A 17,933-nucleotide genomic window follows, 5' to 3' on the forward strand; every position below is an offset into this window, starting at 1 on the left:
ATTATGGCTCTGCTATTTAAAAGTAAAAATAAAGTATTTAATAACTCAGTAAGTTATTTTTTAACGCCAGTTGCTACTATGGTGTTTATAGCCATTGCTCAGCTAAATTTAGCTAATGCAAATAATGATAGTATTGAGTTTAATACGGATGTTTTAGATATTCAGGACAGAGAAAATATTTCCTTAAATGAATTCTCTCGTGTTGGTTATGTTATGCCAGGAACATATCCATTTAAGATTAACTTAAATGGCCGTGATCTATCGGAAACTTTTGATATTACTTATATTGCTGACCCTAATGACGAGAGTATTTCTAGACCTTGTTTAACACCTGATATCGTTAACCATATTGCTTTACGTAGTGAGTGGAAGAAAAAGATCCAGTTTGATAATAAGGGGAAATGTTTAATCTCAGAAAGTGTTCCAGGTATGACTATGCTTGGCTCTTTAGCAAAAGAAACTGTTTCGATTACTATACCTCAAGCATACCTTGAGTATACCTCTGATAACTGGGAGCCACCTTCTCGCTGGGATGAGGGAGTGCCTGCCCTAATTTTTGACTATAACTTGAATGCTAATGTGACAAGACCTGCTGATTCAGCAAATAGCCAGTCGTTAACAGGTAATGGTACGACTGGATTTAACCTCGGTGCTTGGCGTTTTAGGGGGGATTGGCAAGCAAGTTATAATCGTACTAATGGGCAGTCGACTAATCGTACATGGGATTGGAATCAATATTATGCTTATCGTGCAGTAAAGGAATTGAACGCTAAGCTGACGATGGGTGAGCAATTTTTACGTTCAGGGTTATTTGATTCATTCCGTTATCTAGGGGCAAGCTTGGTCTCTGATGAGAGAATGTTGCCGCCAAACTTACGTGGATATGCGCCTGAAGTAACTGGTGTGGCAAAAACGAACGCAAAAGTGATTATCACTCAGCAAGGGCGTGTTATTTATGAAACCCAAGTTGCTCCTGGGCCTTTTCGTATTCAGGATCTAAATGATGCTGTAAACGGTAAGTTAGATGTACGCGTTGAAGAGCAAGATGGTTCCATACAAGAATTCCAAATGAATACCGCCTCTATTCCTTATTTAACTCGTCCAGGCTCTGTGCTGTTTAAGATCGCAGGTGGTCGACCGAATAATATGGAGCATAAAACTGAGGGCCAAGGGTTTGTTACGGGGGAGTTTAGCTGGGGGGTTTCGAACGGTTGGTCATTATTTGGTGGTGCGCTTACTGCAGGTGACTATAACGCATTATCACTGGGGGTTGGTCGAGATTTACTCGCCTTTGGTGCAATCTCATTCGATATTACAGAATCACGCGCAAAACTAAAAACCGAAAACAAAATTTATACAGGTGCTTCTTATCGGTTAAGTTATTCAAAACGCTTTGAAGATTATGACAGTCAGGTCACATTCGCAGGGTATCGATTCTCTGAACGCGACTTTATGAGTATGAATCAATACTTGGATCGTCGCTATAGAGGTGTAGCACTCGATAACAGTAAAGAGTTGTATACGATTACCTTTAATAAGTATTTTACCTCGGCGGATTTGACTGCATATTTGAACTATAGCCATGAGACCTATTGGAATAAACCGGCAGCAAAACGTTATAACCTATCGATTGCTAAATATTTTGATCTTGGTCGTTTTAAAAATATTAACTTAAGTTTAACGGCATTCCGTAACAAGTTTGATAATAGAAATAACGATGATGGCGTCTACATGAATTTATCTATCCCTTGGGCAGATAGAGCTTCAATTAGTTATAACAATATGATTACGAAAGATGGCAACTCACATACTGTCAGTTATTTCGATTCAGTTGATGACAAGACGAACTATCGTGTTGGAACTGGGGTGAGCAGCCGAGGCCGTGGAACCGTTGATGGTTTCTACACTCGTTATGCTGATTTAGCAACGGTTACCGCCAGTACAAGTTATATCAATGGTGATACCTCTTCAGCAGCACTTTCTTTGCAAGGTGGGGCTACGGTTACAGGTCACGGTGCGGCATTACACCGTATTAGTACCCCTGGTGGAAGCCGTGTGATGGTAGGCACTGAAGGTGTCAGAAATGTTCCGGTCCAAGGTTTTGGGCCAAATACAGAAACCAATATTTTCGGTAAAGCGGTAGTAGCGGATATCAGTGATTACTATCGTACGAATACCAGAATTGATGTCACTAAATTACCTGAAAATGTAAATGCGATTCGAACATCTCAAACGGTTACGTTAACTGAAGGTGCAGTTGCCTATCGCGAGTTTGAAGTTTTATCTGGCGTGAAAACAATGGTGAGATTAGCTTTAGCGGATGGTAGCTATCCACCATTTGGTGCAACCGTAAGAAATGAGAAGAACAGAGAATTAGGTATCGTGACAGATAACGGCTCTGTTTATATCTCTGGTGTGAATCCAAATGAGGAACTCGATGTTTATTGGGATGGAAGCGTGCAATGTAAAGTCCAAATCCCAGAAAACATTATGAGGGCAGAATTTAACTCATTGTTATTACCTTGTACAAATAGCCCAAGCGTTGAACCCGGTTATCTGCCTGCAAAAACGGTTCCGGTTGGCCAATCGACGCCAGTTTATAAGCCAGTTTCAGCCCAACAAGGTGTGGAGCCTAGCCAGCGCTGGTTATTGAAGCCACCAGATATTGCTTACAGTACAGATTATACCGAGTAACCCGAGCTATTCGATTTTTAAACAGTTGGTACATATGAATATTAAAAAAATTGCATTTTTCACTACAACAATTGCGTTATCTACAGTGCTATGTGGCCAAGCAATAGCGGCCATTGCACTGGATAGAACTCGTATTATTTATAATGGTGCCGAAAAAACCATTAGCTTGACCATTAAGAATGAAAACACGGAGCTACCTTATTTAGCTCAAGGTTGGATTGAAGATATTAATGGTAAAAAAATTGAAAGTCCATTAACGGTATTACCCCCCGTTCAGCGCATAGAGGCTGGGGAAAGCAGCCAAGTTAAAATTCAGTCTCTTCCTGATGTTTCTACATTACCTCAGGATAGGGAGAGTGTTTATTATTTTAACCTGCGTGAAATTCCACCACGTAGTAAGGAACCAAACGTATTACAAATCGCTTTACAAACTCGGATTAAATTATTTTATCGTCCAAAAGCCTTGTATGCGACACGTACGGATTTAGAAAACCCATGGCAGGAAAAGATTACGTTAACCCGTAAAGGTGATACGTATGAGGTAACAAATCCAACCGCTTATTTCGTGACTATTATAGATGCAAGTTCAAAAGTTGGGGGCGATACGATCAAACAATTTGAACCATTAATGGTAGCACCAAAAAGTAACGGAACACTTAAAGGAAGTGCAAGTGCACTGGGTGTAAAGCCTATTCTGACGTATATCAACGACTACGGTGGTAGGCCTAAGTTGACGTTTGGTTGCACAGGGAAAACTTGCAAAGTTGAGTCTGCAACTGACAGATAACGGGGAATAACGTATGAAAAGGACTCTCCTGTTTAGCGCTATCGTATTTAGCTTTGCACCAGTGATTGCATCTAGTCTTGATAGCTGGAATATCGATGGTTTACATGGAAAATTGACAGTCAATGGCATGATGACAGAAGCACCTTGCACGATGGATGTGACTAATTCAATGCGCCAAGAAGTGTCTCTAGGGGAGATCCCTTCTTACTCATTGCGTAAACCGGGGGATAGGGCGGAACCTGTTTCATTCAATTTAGAATTTAGAAACTGCATTCGTACCGAAAGCCGAATGCGAGATGTTAGAACTGATACACCACTTTGGGATGCGATGCAACCAGTGATTTCAGTTTCATTTATTGCGGTATCAGACGAACATTTTCCAGAGATGTTGAGTGTAAAAGGTGTTTCAGGATTGGCATTAGAAATTACTGACGCGCAAAGAGAAGATATTAGATTGGGAAGCCAAGGTCGTCCGCAGTTTCTAAACTCACCACAGGGCACGCTTCAGTATTTTGTTACACCAGTGAGAACTCCCGAAAAACTGACGGAAGGAAGTTTCAGCGCCGTAATGGACTTTAAGGTGGATTATGAGTGATTTAAATAAGCAACGATACCTGCTTGCACCATGTCTTGCTGGGATATTTTTTACGTCAATTTCATATGCAGGGTTGCCCGATTCGCGCATGAGTGGATTAGCAAGCGTAAGGAATACAATAACGCCAGGTATGGTAACCATACCCATTACAGGGGTTGTTTTAGCGCCACCACCTTGTGTGATTAATAACAATCAGATTATCAAAATCGATTTTAAAGAAGTGATGAGTACGCGAATCGATGGTTTAGCATACGCAAAACCAGTTAATTATAATATTGATTGTTCTAAAAGACCAACATCACAAATGAAAATGTCTTTAATAGGAAATCCCGCAATATTTGACGCAACGGGAGCAGTAGCAACGAATATTCCAGGGCTAGGGATTGGTTTTCGTTATAACGGGAATAAACTTCATTTAAATGAAGAGATTAAATTTGTTTATCCAAATGCACCCCAATTTGAAGCGGTACCTGTTCGTGATTTATCGAAACCACTGACTCAAGGTGGAGCTTTTCAAGCTGGCGTTACTATTAAACTCGATTACCAGTGAGGAAAAATATGATGCAAAAAATAATGAAAAAAATTCCTCTGTTAATGAGTTTACTTACTATATCAGTAAGTCCAGCTATGGCTGATGATGTAGAGTTTACTGGCACGTTACTCATACCACCACCTTGTACTGTGTTTGAAAATAAAGTGCATATTATTGAATATAAAGATATTGGTTTACATAAAGTGGATGGTGTCAATTTTACGAAGCCAATTAACTACGCCTTAAAATGTGAAGACAACCTAAAAGGTTGGGATTTAGTGCTAACGATCATTGGGACGCCAACAGATTTTGATAAATCAGCATTACAAACCAATATACCGAATCTTGGCATGCGTATTACACAAAATGGTTTGGGCTTTGAAATAAACAAACCACTTAAAATCGACTATGGACAAGCGCCAATTCTTGAAGTTGTACCAGTAAAAAAATTAGGTGTGACTTTGCCTGAAGGAGGCTTTACCGCAACAGGGACATTGCTAGCGGAGTACCAATAATAATGAACAAATTAATTCAATGTGCAGTAGCTGGTGCTCTACTTATTAATATCAGTAGCGCGTTCGCTATACCTGATAACCTAAGAATTATAGGTAATTTAGTGGAAGAACCTTGCACTATTTTGCCCGGTGATGAAAACATCACCATGGATTTTTTTGATACACCCGAGAAGAACTTTTATGCCTATGGTGAAACTCCAGGCAAAGAATTTATGGTTAAGTTAGCTGACTGTGATATCAGCATCGGGAAAACTGTGGAAGTGACTTTCTCTGGGACACCTAATCTTGCGCTTCCAGGGTTTTTGGCTTTATCGACTAGCAGTGTCGCTTCTGGTTTTGCCATTGGCCTACAAAGCTCAGATAGGACACCGTTAGCTCTCGAACAAAAGGGTTCGAAGATAAACCTACAAGATGGCTCTAATCAGTTACGGTTCTATGCATATTTAAAAGGTGAGCCAGATGCTATTACAAATAAGTCAATTAAAGTAGGCCCTTATAGCGCAGTGGCCACGTTTAAATTAGATTATGAATAATAAGGCTGTGACTAATATGAAAGTTTTGTTATCGCTATTAATTGGTGCAGTTATGTTTTTATCTACTGCATCAGCTTCTGTTTTTTCCTATATCACGGAATCAAGACCCGGTAATAGCCCAAGTTATGGGGATGCAGACTATAAGTATGTTATTGCTCGCTGGGACCCTGAATTGCCAACTACGCTTAATCCTTGTTATGGGTGGCCGACATGCTATCTCACCATAAGCCATAAGCATACAGCTGCTGGAACACCGGGGGCTGCAACAGTCGAGTTGGCCGAAATTTCTAAGTATCGGTATATGCGTGATGTTCAGAATATACCTGGTGTTTGGGCAAAGGCGATAGCTCCAGCAGCTCAGTGGGCTGTTCATACCGGAGTTAGGTTACAGAATAATCAAGAGTGTGTGGGGCTGTTTTACCAAGATCAAAAAGGGGTTACAGATAAGGGTGGGTTAATTCCCGGCTCATTATGTGGTATTGCGCCTCCACCGATTGGAGCTTGTAAGATCAACAATACGATCCCAGATATCAACTTTGGTTCCATTAGTGAAGCAGATCTTGCAGGTCAAACAAAACAAGTGAATATTGATGTGACATGCAATTTGGACATGGACGTTTTAGTTATTGCTACAGGGATTAACGTAACTAATGGTCATGTGAAGTTACGCCCAGATGGTAGTTTATATGCTGATTTATATCTGGGCTCAAATGATACTCTAGGAGAGAATGGTTACAAAATTCATATTCCCGCTGGTGGAGTAAGTACTGTCAACCTTAAAGCAGTATTAGGCACCAATGGCAGAGTTGAAGCCGGTAGGTTTGATGGTGCCGCAGCCCTTATTTTAACTGTACCTTAATAAATGGTGAAAATATGTATTCAGAAAACGGTAGTGAAAAAATCCATTATATGGTAGGTCAGAGGATCTTAGAAAAACGTCGGGAGTTAGGCTATACAGGCTTTCAGTTAGCTCAATTGTTAGGTGTCAGTCAGCAGCAGATCTCTCGCTATGAAAGAGGTAAAATTAAGATTGATTTATTTCATTTGTTTAAACTTTCATTTTTAATGAGGACACCCATTGATTGGTTTCTTGAAGATATCAGTTCTCAGCTCACTGAAAATGGTCAATTAGATGATATACAATAATGAGCATTTTAATGCTCGTTAATAGTAAATAGGTTGAAGTTGAGGTTTATGTGGTCTGCTGTAATCGAAATAGTTAAGCAACTACAGTCGAAAATTCAACCTATTTATTTTTATTTAATCATAAAAATCAATCTGTTATTAACTTAAACTTCCTCTGTAATATTTACCCTCGTGGACTTATTCTCTTCTTTTATGTGCAAAAAATATTGAAACAGTCAAATTGATGTTTTTGTGCGTTCTGACAATTTTTTAGTGAATGCAAATGCAAACTAATATCATTTGCGCTTGATTGTGTGTAATATACTTCCCATCTTTAAATCACCGAATTTTATCATCAGTATTTTTATAGACGGATGGAGAAAATCAGATGTTTGCAAAATCATTAGTTTCAGGTATTGCCTTGTTATCTGCTTTAGTATTAGTTGGTTGCGATAACGCTAAAGAAAAGACAGAAACAACTCAGGTTGCAGAACAACAAACTATCACAATTGAACATGCCCAAGGCAAAACTGAAATTCCTCGTCATCCGCAAAAAGTCATGGTGATGAACATGGAAACATTGGACATTATGGATGCACTCGGGGCACCAGTTGCCGGTGTTCCACAAACCAATGTTCATTTCCCAGATTTCCTAACCAAATATAGCGGTTCTGAGTTTGTTAATGGGGGAACATTATTTGAACCTGCCTATGAAACACTCAGTAATGCGAAACCTGACCTAATCTTAGGCGGTAGCCGTGCACGAGATGCGTATGACAAACTCAGCGGTGTAGCGCCAACTATTTCATTAGATATTGATAACAAAAACTTTATTGGTAGCTTAACTGAGCGTACTAATGAACTTGGTATGTTATTTGGTAAAGAAGATAAAGCCAAAGAACTGATTGCTAATTTCAATAATAAGATAGAGGGTATTAAAACTAAAGCACCAACAGCGGGTAAAGCGATGGTGATCTTGGTTAGCGGCGGTAAAATTTCTGCTTATGGTCCAGGTTCACGCTTTGGTTTTATCTTTGATGTGCTAGGTTTTGAACCTGCGTATGTGTTTACAGAAAATACGGGCCGCCATGGTAATATTGTGAATGCGGAATTACTGGTGAAACTAAACCCTGATTGGTTGTTTGTTATCGACCGTGATAGCGCGATTGGTAAAACAGACGCCCAACCTGCTGCTGAAGTATTAGATAACGCTTTAGTGAGAAAAACAGCAGCATGGCAAAAAGGCCAAATTACTTACCTTGACCCAACAGCGGTGTATATTTCAGGCGGAATTCAGACTTATTCTAAGTTAATGGATGACATCAATAACGCGTTAGAGAAGAGCCAAGCAAAATAACCCATGAAAACGCTTTATCTTTTTTGTGGAATTATCGCGTTATTGGTTTTAGCGGTATTAAGCTTGTTTATTGGAGCGGGTGACGTGTCACCCGTTTCGCTTTTCACCGACCCAGAGATGCAAGACATCTTTTTTATTAGCCGAATTCCTCGAACTCTCTCTTTAATTTTAGCGGGCAGTGCAATGAGTGTTGCAGGCCTCATCATGCAGTTACTCACACAAAACCGTTTTGTCGAGCCTTCTTTAGCCGGAACAACACAGTCAGCGAGCTTAGGTCTGTTGGTCGTGATGGTGTTATTTCCTGCTGCAAGTATTATGACCAAAATGGTGGTTGCTAGTGGGTTTGCGTTGATGGGGACGATGCTGTTTATGGTACTTTTACGCAGAATTATTTTAAAATCTGCATTAATTGTGCCGCTTGTCGGGATTATGCTTGGTGCAGTCATTAGTGCATTAACTATTTTTACGGCTTATTACTTTGATTTGTTGCAATCACTAGGCGCATGGATGAGCGGGGACTTCTCTAGCATTATCCAAGGTCGTTATGAATTGCTGTGGCTAGTAGGAATTCTTACGCTAATTGCTTGCTGGATTGCCGATAGTTTTACCGTTGCAGGTATGGGGCGTGAGTTTTCGATTAATGTTGGGTTAAATTATCGCAAAGTAATGACAATTGGCTTATCCATCATCGCATTAATTAGTGGTGTGGTTGTCGTCGTCGTTGGGGCTTTACCTTTCCTTGGTTTAATTATTCCAAATCTTGTCAGCTTAGTGATGGGGGATAACATTCGCAAAACTATCCCGTGGATCTGTATTGCGGGTGGGGGCTTAGTGCTACTGTGCGACATTATTGGGCGCTTAATTCGCTACCCATTTGAAATCCCCGCGAGTGTGATTTTAGGTGTTGTGGGTGCGGTGATTTTCTTATATTTATTGTTGAAGCAGCAACGTTATGCAAAAAGTTAACTCATCAATGGCATTACCCAAAAAAGGGATAACACCATTGCAAAGAATATGGATATTACTGGCATTGTCGCTGTTATCTATCATTCTTTATATGACGGTAAATCTCGGCAGTAATCTTGCTTATATTTTACCGCACCGTGGGTATATTGTTCTAACCATGGTTGTGGTTGCTTTTGCCGCAGGGGTTTCGACGGTTCTGTTCCAAACCGTTGCAAACAATAAGATACTTACGCCCTCTATCATGGGGTTAGAGGCCTTATTTGTTTTATTACAAACCATTTTTATCTTTTATACAGATAGCTTTCCTGCCTCTTGGCTACTGAATATCGGTAAGTTTTTATTAGAGTCAACATTATTAGTGTTGTTCTCCGTCCTGCTTTATCGCTGGTTATTCGTGTCTGTTAAAATGAATATCAACCTAGTTTTAATGGTGGGTATTATCTTAGGGACTTTATTCCGTAGCGTGGCTACCTTGCTACAACGTTTGATGGACCCTAATGAATTCTCTATTTTACAGAGTCGTATGTTTGCAACCTTTACTAAAGGGACGCCGGAGCTGATTTTATTCACATTACTGATTACAGTCGTGGTGGGTATCTTACTATGGCGGATGCGCTATTGTTTTGATGTTATTGCATTAGGGCAAGCTAATGCGGTGAACCTTGGTATTAATTATCGTCAGCAAGTAACGGTTATTTTATTGCTAATCTCAATATTAGTTGCAGTTTCGACCGCACTGGTTGGGCCCCTGACCTTTTTAGGGTTAATGGTAGCAAACTTAGCTTACTTGGTGAGTGGTAGCAGCCAACATCGTTATTTACTTCCTGTTTCGTTTTTACTTGGGGTAATAGCGCTGATTGGTGGGCAATTAATCCTAGAGTATGGCCTTAATATGGCAGGGACATTATCGGTTGTTATCGAGTTTGTCGGTGGGATATTCTTTATTTATATGGTGTTAAGAAGGTTTTAGTATGATTGAAATTAGTCAGATATCGAAAAGTTATCAGGGTACTAAAGTCTTAGATGACGTGACAACATCAATTAAAAATAGCGGCATTACCTCAATTATCGGCCCTAATGGCGCGGGTAAATCAACACTATTATCGATTATTGGGCGCTTATTGGTGCCAGACGATGGTGGCTATGTCAAAGTCAATGAGTTAGACGTATCGACAACGCCAAGTGATCAGCTAGCTAAATGTTTGTCAGTACTGCGCCAAGAAAATCAATTTGCCAGTCGGTTAACTGTTGAAGAGTTAGTTGGCTTTGGGCGCTATCCTTACACTAAAGGTCGTTTAAATATTGAGGATAAAAAGAAAATTGATGAGTCACTCTCTTTTCTTAATTTATCGAATTTACGCCATCGTTATTTAGATGAGTTATCGGGGGGCCAGCGCCAACGGGCTTATGTGGCAATGGTTTTATGTCAGGATACTGAATATGTTTTACTTGATGAGCCTTTAAATAACCTCGATATGAAACATGCGGTAATTATGATGAAGTTGCTGCGCAAAGCGGCTGATGAGCTGGGGAAAACTATTATTTTAGTTATCCACGATATTAACTTCGCTTCGGTATATTCTGACTATATTGTTGCCTTAAGAGACGGAAAACTGTCTTATCATGGTAAACCTGAGGATATTATGAAATCAGATATTATTGAGGATATTTTTGATACCCCAGTGGATATAAAGCGAGTTGATGATCAGTTCATTGCGCTGTACTACTAAATATTCGTCCTCATTTAGGCGGTAGTGGTTTAGCTACTCGGGTCACATACTGACCCGAGATATCGTCGCTATCCGCCTTGCTACAATCTCAATTGGTTACAATATTCGCAGTGAAAATTACTGTGGTGTGATTTCAATATCTTCATCAGTCGCTAATAAATCCAAAGACTGTAATACTTCCAAGCGTTTAATCCCATCAGCATTTACTACCAAACGCGCCAGCTCATTGTAAGTTTTCTTGTTAATGGTGACGCGGCGGCAGAGATAAATATGGTAAACCTTTTCACCAATAATAGCGGGTTCATCTTCATTAACGGTTAATTCTTCATAGCTAATATCAATGTATTTCAAAAAGTCAGAAATATTAAAGCGGGTGATATCAGCAATAGAAGACTGGTTTTTCTCAAAAACAGAATGGCGGTTATGGAGTAATACGTCCTTTCGATAATATAGAATATCTTCCATACGCTGTACATTGACCAAATTCACCCAGTGAGATTGCTGGCGCATTTCACGAATATCTGGCGATAGCATGTTTTCGCTGATAAACCGAAAGGATTCCTTACATACCCCAACAGGGGCTTTAACGCCTTCGCGATAAATACGTAATTGCCTGTCAGGTATCCATTTTTGGAAGAGCCGGTACAATTGCTCCCTACCGATTTCTTTTAGCCTATCTTTAAAAATATAACCGATGACCATAGCCAAAAATAAGTTTGCACTTAATGCACCGTATTTGCCCTGCCAAAGAAAGGCAATTAGCGTGGCAAAAATCATCGAAATAGCCGCAGCAATACCATAAATAGAATGCAACAGTAGCGGTAAACCGCGCTTATGGCGGATTTCTAAGTAGAGATAGCGATTAATATATTTTTTTAATAGGTTGCGTCGGTAGGTAACCAATTCAGCATCTGTTTCGTCACTGGGAAAGCAATCAGGGTAGTGCTTCTTCAAGTAACGCATTTCTTGATACCAAAAATGGTGTATTTCTTCACGTATCGGTATTTGTTTATCAGCCAATAAACCACGTAAGTAATTGATGGTGTAATAAGTCATAAACTCATCGCAATAGGAAAATGCATTGGAGTGAATGGCTTCTTCTATATGAGCTGCAAGCGGTAACAAGGCACGGTAAGCGTTTAGGCATTTCCCAATATCAGCAACTAGCTCGGTTAGATATTCGGGAGTTTGTCGCTGCGGGTTTTTGCTGACCATTTTGATATTGAGACGCACGGTTTTCTTGATGGTGAGCGCATAGCGTTTTAGTTTATTTTCATACTCATCTAGCGATGGGGGATCCAGCGGGTCACATTGTTCTAACCAGCGCTTTAAATCGTTTAGCTCCCCGTTTTCATCTGGTGAGGCAGACAGTTTAATCGCAGGAGGGCTGAGGCGAATATAATTTTTGAGGCTACGTTGAAGGTTTGACGGTGTGTATAAGTCAGGGTTAACTTGCAATGAAGAAGGCAGAAAGAAAAATGTTTCAACTTGGTAGCGGATCTCTTTAGATTTGCGTGGAAATAAAACTTTTTGTTTTATTTCAAATTGCTTTTTCCCGTGGATCTTAAGAGACTCTCTGATCATATTGCGCCTTTATAAGTAACTTTTTATATTTTTTATTTTTCTATCAATCAGTGAAGCATAACATGGTTTGTCAAAACCCTAAAATAGCGGAAATTACGATGACAATCTGTGAAAGATAGTGAAAAAGTATGATGAAAGGAAAGGGGAAGGAACAAGAAAATATAACGAGGCATAAATAAGTTATGCCCCATTATCGTGTTGTTACTCGTTAGAATAACTTATTTTTTTGCAGCTGGACGAACTGCGGTAACTTCAATTTCAACTCTCCAAGCTGGGTTTGCTAGCTTAGCGACTTGGAAAGTAGAACGAGCTGGCAGATTAGTAATTTTCTCAGACTCATAGAACTTGTTATAACCCGCCATGAAACCAGCGAAGTCCATAGTGCCTTGAGTTTCTTCACCACCAACTAAGAATACTTGCATTTTAACAACATCATTCATTGTCAAACCCATGTCAGCTAGGTTTGCTTGAATTTGTTTTAGCACGTTGATTGTCTGTGCTTCGGTATTACCATAAGACTCTAAAACGCCTTCTTTAGCATCTGCAGAGATTTTTGAAGGGACTTTTCCGCTTAGGAAAATAAGGCTATTGCCCGCGCTGATTTCTACTGATTCAGAGATAGGAAATCCTTTCACTGGAACGCGTTTAACATCTTCAGCTGCATTTGCACTCGCTACACCTAAAATTAACGGTAGAGAAAGCAATAAAGTTTTATAGCGCATGTAAACTCCTTAACATTATCAAAGTAAAAAGGATCTGTTAGTGTTATTTAAAACTAAATTTAAGTTTAGCTTAATTCCATTGACTCGCAGATCCCAGTAAAAAAAAGCGTATTCTCGGTTATTAATTAAAACGAGAAAGTTTATACGGCGTTGGGTCGATAAATGGTGTTTCGCCCATTAATAGTTCTGCCGTTAATCGACCAGATGCTGGGCTTTCAGTCATACCCCAACCTGTTGCGGTGTTGATGACCAGACCTGGGTACTGTTCGATTGTTGAAATAATTGGAATTTCATCATCCGTTGGTGCCACCGTACCACCCCAACGTTCAACCACTTTAGATTCTTTAAATACTGGGAATTCTTTTCTCAGTCTTTCTAGGACGCCATCTAAGTGATCATTGTTTGGTGTATTGGTCGCGGTACGGAATTCTTCAAATGGTGTTTTCTCATCTAAATTCCAAGACGTTGCCATCATGAACGAGTTAAATAAGTCTTTACCGATAGAGAATTCTAATGGTAATTCACCACCTTGCAACAGGTGCATAAATTTAGGACCTAACAGGAAGCTGTCTTTAACGATAGAGCTGGTAAAGATACGTGGTGCAACGGCATAGGTGCCATCAGCTTGTTCACGGAAGTGAATACCATTAGGTAAGTGGACGTTGCCTTTCGGTGCGCCCGGAACGCCGGTAATGCGTTGTTGTGACAGGTAAACGTTCAGCGTTGGAACGTCGATACCTAAGTTGCCCATAAATAGACGAGACCAAATACCACCAGTTAGAACTACACGAGAGGTTTTGATTGCGCCTTTTTCAGTGACAACATCAGAAATTTTGCCGCCTGCGGTTTCAATACCGCGTACTGCGCAGTTGGTATAGATGCGAATACCAATTGATTTAGCGTAGTTAGCCATGGTTGGGGTGACAACCTCAGGGTCTAGACTACCTGAGTCTTCTTCAAACCCACCAATTTTCCATGGTGTTTGAGCGTCGACTAGACGATTAGCTAACTCAGTACCTTCGATCATTCGGGTACGTAATGGCGTATCAAAACCTGGGTTTTCAGAAGCAGATTTAATCCATGCTCTTGAAATTTCTAAATCTTCTTCGCTTGAAGGAACTTCAACACGGCCTTGAACACGGTAGCTGGTATCAGCACCAATTTTTTCGTTCATACCGAGCCATTGAATTTTCCCATAGTGGTGTAAAGGGAAAATTGCTGGAGAGGTTTTGTAACTGATAATTTGGCTGTATGCGCGGCCTGATTGCTCACCACCGACAACACCTTTTTCACAGATAACAACATTAAGACCTTTTTCCGCAAGGTTTATTGCCGTCATGATCCCTTGAAGACCAGCACCGATAATAACTGCATCAGCAGATTCCGGTAGTTTGCCTTCGGTACCTGCAACCGCAGGTACTCGTGATTTAGTCGATTCGAAACGACCTTCACGATTGATCATAGGAACAACCGCAGCACCCCCTGCTAGAACCCCAGCAGCACCAACCCCTAATAATAGCTTTCTTCTCGAGATTTTCATCTATAACCTCAATAACAATCTTGTTTTTTATATAGTAAATAATTTCAAATTGAGATAATGATCTTATCATATATTTTGAAATTGTTAAGTAGGGTTAGCATTTGTTAATAATTGTCGATTAAATGAAAAGTGAAGTAAATTGATATAGTCAGTGCTGTAAAGGGTTTGTCGCGAGTAGCTCTATTTTATCTATACATCAATTCTTATTTTAAAAATGTAAATGTCATTAAAAGTGTACAGGTGTAAATATTGGTATTTTGCTTAAGTTGAATAATTAGTAATTAATTATCAGCGAGAGGTTAATTATTAATCGTAGATGAAAATGCTAAATATCATTTAAGTCCTAATAATCAAATATGATGTAAAAAAAGGCTTAGTTAAAAAGAATGAGCTATTTTTTGTTCAGTTGATTATTAATTAGTCTTTATGGTTACCTTTCAATCAATATATAGCTTTGTGGGACTGTTTTGTTTTTAAGTTTTAGTTAATTAATTGATATTTATGATTTTATTTTATGATGGGCGTGGTGAGTCTAATTTAATTTATTGTTGGTTTTTCTAAATGGAGAATAATATTTCATTTTAATAAGATAAAATTATTTTATAGATTAGACATTACCTTGTCGTATAAGTCAGATAGGCTAGTTAATAAAATATAATTCTAAATGTAGACAATAATTTATTTTAACTGGTTGATAAAAATAAACATATAATTGTACTAAATAATAATTGGCGATAATTTTGATGTCGTTGGGGGATTTATATTACGATGCAGATGTAATTAGAATATTAAATATACATTTAATTACTGGGTGTATATTATTAAGAATATTTACATTATTAGTTAATATACACCATCGTGATGTTAATTTTCAGTTTTATATTCATTCCCAGTTGGGATTTGAGCAAAGAAATTAGCATAATCCTCGGAACGAACCTGTTGAAGGACCAAATAAAGCTCAGTTAACGGGGTTTCTGACCAGTCACAGCGAATATCAATATCTGCATATTGCCGGTTATTCCATATTTTTAATGCAGCAGAGCGTATCCCACGGTAATCACCACCTTCATTCGCCCCTGCTTGCATGGCGAGTAATAGCCTGTCTGCAAGCTCAAGATGTGAGTTTTGCTGATAACTTTGGTGTATTGCTTGAAGAACCTGCTCACCGGTTAGCATATTCCCTGCTGTAGCGAAGTTTTTTTCAGACAAACTACCACACCAAGGTAAGCATTTACTTCCTGTCCAGTCTGCACTTTCCCCATATTTATCAATAATGATCAGTTGCCGTAATTCACTGTTGGTATCTTCCATCAGAAGGAAATCTAAGCTCTGTTTGGCGTGGTCACTAAGCCGTAAATGTTCAATACCTTTTAAACCTGCTATCGGGTTGGTCATGGCTTGGGTTGCGATAGCTCCCACTTGGCTTGCACCATGCAAAACAAGGGCACCGACAGCGGGCCCGCCTGTTGCTGTTGCTGCGCCAATTTTCCCTGTTTGCGGACAGTGAGCCACAATTGAAAATGTCATTTCACACCTCATAAATTAGACATCGATCAAATTTATCATTATAAATTGTTGCGTGAAACATAATTTATCATCATAAATAGGATAAAAGATAAAATAATTAACAAAATTGACACAAATCACATTTAAAAATCACATAGCAATGTCAACGCTCGGGGAGGGCCGTATGAGGATGCGTTTATGCAGGTGGATAGCCAGTTTTTGGTTTTTCTGCTTTATTTCTACACCGACATTGGCGGCAAACCATAGTGATGTACTATTGCTTGGGCAGGTTGCGGAGCCGCAATCACTCGACCCGCAAGTGGCGACTGCGGCCAATGATTCTCGGATACTCGTGAATATATACGAAGGGTTAGTTCGCAATGCCGATGGTACATTGACACTTGAACCTGCATTGGCAAAGTCATGGTCAGTCAGCGATGACGGTTTGACTTACACATTTCATTTACGTGAAAACATCAAGTTCCATGATGGTAGTGCGTTTGATGCGCAGGCAGTTAAATTTACGTTTGACCGCATGCTAGATAGCCAACATCCTTACTATCATACTGGTCCATTTCCTTTATCATTTTTTTTCTCTGCGATAGATAAAATTACCACCCCAGATAATTTAACGGTGGTATTTACCTTAAAAGAGCCATTTGCACCGTTCTTATCAAATTTAGCTACCCCCGCAGGGCTGATTGTGTCACCGGCAGCCGTCAAGCAATATGACAAGGACTTTAGTCGTCATCCAAGCGGGACAGGGCCGTTTAAATTTGACGAATGGACGGCAAACCAGCGCGTTGTGGTCTCGGCAAATGAGCAGTATTGGGATGGAAAACCACACTTAAAAAATGTGGTTTTCCGACCAATAACTGACGCCAATACACGGGTAGCAGAAATGCTATCAGGTGGGATTGACGCGATGGTTGAAGTGCCCGCGGATAACGTCCCTTTATTTATCAAGGATGAGCGTTTTAAGGTTTATGAAGCCGTAGGGCCACATGTGTGGTACGTGATGCTAAATGCATCACAACCTCCTTTTGATGATGTGCGTGTAAGGCAAGCGGTAAATTATGCGGTTAATAAGCAAAATATCGTTAAGTATATTCTCCAAGACTCAGCTGGTGTGGCTGAAGGGCCTATTCCATCTGCTTTTGACTGGGCGTTTGACCAAGAAACAGAGGCTTACCCTTATGACCCTGAAAAAGCGCGGCAATTAATTGCAGAAGCGGGAACACAAGGGCAAAAAATTGTTTTTTATGTTACGGAAGGGGGCTCAGGTATGTTAGACCCTATCCCGATGGCAACCGCAATCCAAGCAGACCTCAAAGCTGTTGGGTTATCTGTTGAAATTCAAACCTTTGAGTGGAATACCTATTTATCTAAAGTTAATTCAGGCTTACAGCAAGCCCACATGGCTGAAATGGCATGGATGACGAATGACCCTGATACCTTGCCGTTCCTAACCTTACATTCTGCATCTTGGCCCGATAAAGGCGGCTTTAATTCCGGTTATTACAGTAATCAACAACTCGATAGGTTGTTAGATAAAGCGCGAGTCACGAATGACCTTGAAGAACGCGCTCAACTGTATAAACAAGTACAAAAAATTGTTCACCGAGATGCACCTTGGCTGTTTGTTGCTAATTGGAAGCAAAATGCAGTCGCGAATGAGCATGTTAAACATTTTAAATTGCAGCCGAATTTTAATTTATTACTTAAAGATGTTCGCAAAGATTAATTA

General features: G+C 39.8%; 17 protein-coding genes. 13 read left to right on the top strand and 4 right to left on the bottom strand.

Annotated features, from left to right (window positions below; translation table 11 throughout):
* Nucleotides 1–3: 3 nt before the first annotated feature.
* From ACIPUA_RS19010 to ACIPUA_RS19065, 12 genes are all read left to right on the top strand, one after another.
* On the top strand, nt 4–2,694 hold the full coding sequence (locus ACIPUA_RS19010; RefSeq protein WP_071548645.1) for an outer membrane usher protein: 2,691 nt from the start codon (nt 4–6) through the stop codon (nt 2,692–2,694).
* 34 nt (nt 2,695–2,728) lie between these two features.
* The gene (locus tag ACIPUA_RS19015; protein ID WP_449060008.1) at nt 2,729–3,481 is read left to right on the top strand and encodes a fimbria/pilus periplasmic chaperone; all 753 of its coding nucleotides are present in this window, start codon (nt 2,729–2,731) and stop codon (nt 3,479–3,481) included.
* A gap of 13 nt (nt 3,482–3,494) precedes the next feature.
* Complete coding sequence (locus ACIPUA_RS19020) at nt 3,495–4,076, top strand: fimbrial protein (protein ID WP_071548644.1); 582 nt, start codon at nt 3,495–3,497, stop codon at nt 4,074–4,076.
* A complete protein-coding gene (locus tag ACIPUA_RS19025) occupies nt 4,069–4,626 on the top strand; it encodes a fimbrial protein (RefSeq protein ID WP_071548643.1) in 558 nt (185 codons plus the stop codon). The genes ACIPUA_RS19020 and ACIPUA_RS19025 overlap by 8 nt, the downstream gene beginning before the upstream one ends.
* An 8-nt stretch (nt 4,627–4,634) precedes the next feature.
* The gene (locus ACIPUA_RS19030) at nt 4,635–5,123 is read left to right on the top strand and encodes a fimbrial protein (protein WP_181468784.1); all 489 of its coding nucleotides are present in this window, start codon (nt 4,635–4,637) and stop codon (nt 5,121–5,123) included.
* 2 nt (nt 5,124–5,125) lie between these two features.
* Nucleotides 5,126–5,656 (top strand): fimbrial protein, encoded by a 531-nt coding sequence (locus tag ACIPUA_RS19035; RefSeq protein ID WP_071548641.1) that lies wholly within the window; start codon nt 5,126–5,128, stop codon nt 5,654–5,656.
* Between the two features lie 16 nt (nt 5,657–5,672).
* A complete protein-coding gene (locus ACIPUA_RS19040) occupies nt 5,673–6,515 on the top strand; it encodes an MrpH family fimbial adhesin (RefSeq protein WP_449060009.1) in 843 nt (280 codons plus the stop codon).
* Between the two features lie 14 nt (nt 6,516–6,529).
* Complete coding sequence (locus tag ACIPUA_RS19045; protein WP_042845554.1) at nt 6,530–6,802, top strand: helix-turn-helix domain-containing protein; 273 nt, start codon at nt 6,530–6,532, stop codon at nt 6,800–6,802.
* Nucleotides 6,803–7,169: 367 nt separating this feature from the next.
* Nucleotides 7,170–8,138 carry a siderophore ABC transporter substrate-binding protein gene (locus ACIPUA_RS19050; RefSeq protein ID WP_042845553.1) on the top strand — a complete coding sequence of 323 codons (969 nt, stop codon included), beginning with the start codon at nt 7,170–7,172 and terminating at the stop codon, nt 8,136–8,138.
* 3 nt (nt 8,139–8,141) lie between these two features.
* Nucleotides 8,142–9,104: an ABC transporter permease gene (locus ACIPUA_RS19055; protein WP_042845551.1), complete on the top strand. Its 963-nt coding sequence runs from the start codon at nt 8,142–8,144 to the stop codon at nt 9,102–9,104.
* Entirely contained in the window at nt 9,091–10,074 is a 984-nt protein-coding gene (locus ACIPUA_RS19060; RefSeq protein WP_449060010.1) for an iron chelate uptake ABC transporter family permease subunit, read from the top strand. Before ACIPUA_RS19055 ends, ACIPUA_RS19060 begins: the two co-directional genes overlap by 14 nt.
* A gap of 1 nt (nt 10,075) precedes the next feature.
* Nucleotides 10,076–10,834 carry an iron ABC transporter ATP-binding protein gene (locus ACIPUA_RS19065; protein ID WP_042845548.1) on the top strand — a complete coding sequence of 253 codons (759 nt, stop codon included), beginning with the start codon at nt 10,076–10,078 and terminating at the stop codon, nt 10,832–10,834.
* 117 nt (nt 10,835–10,951) lie between these two features.
* Here the strand turns inward: ACIPUA_RS19065 and ACIPUA_RS19070 are convergent, their stop codons facing one another.
* From ACIPUA_RS19070 to ACIPUA_RS19085, 4 genes are all read right to left on the bottom strand, one after another.
* Complete coding sequence (locus tag ACIPUA_RS19070; RefSeq protein WP_272572336.1) at nt 10,952–12,418, bottom strand: hypothetical protein; 1,467 nt, start codon at nt 12,416–12,418, stop codon at nt 10,952–10,954.
* 218 nt (nt 12,419–12,636) lie between these two features.
* Nucleotides 12,637–13,140 (bottom strand): RidA family protein, encoded by a 504-nt coding sequence (locus ACIPUA_RS19075; RefSeq protein ID WP_042845544.1) that lies wholly within the window; start codon nt 13,138–13,140, stop codon nt 12,637–12,639.
* Nucleotides 13,141–13,261: 121 nt separating this feature from the next.
* Entirely contained in the window at nt 13,262–14,680 is a 1,419-nt protein-coding gene (locus ACIPUA_RS19080; protein WP_042845542.1) for an NAD(P)/FAD-dependent oxidoreductase, read from the bottom strand.
* Nucleotides 14,681–15,544: 864 nt separating this feature from the next.
* Complete coding sequence (locus ACIPUA_RS19085) at nt 15,545–16,207, bottom strand: DUF1028 domain-containing protein (RefSeq protein WP_042845541.1); 663 nt, start codon at nt 16,205–16,207, stop codon at nt 15,545–15,547.
* A gap of 163 nt (nt 16,208–16,370) precedes the next feature.
* Between ACIPUA_RS19085 and ACIPUA_RS19090 the strand changes: the two genes are divergently transcribed.
* Nucleotides 16,371–17,930: an ABC transporter substrate-binding protein gene (locus ACIPUA_RS19090; RefSeq protein WP_449060011.1), complete on the top strand. Its 1,560-nt coding sequence runs from the start codon at nt 16,371–16,373 to the stop codon at nt 17,928–17,930.
* The last annotated feature ends 3 nt before the right edge of the window (nt 17,931–17,933 follow it).

The sequence above is a fragment of the Providencia sp. AGC89 genome (assembly GCF_053543535.1).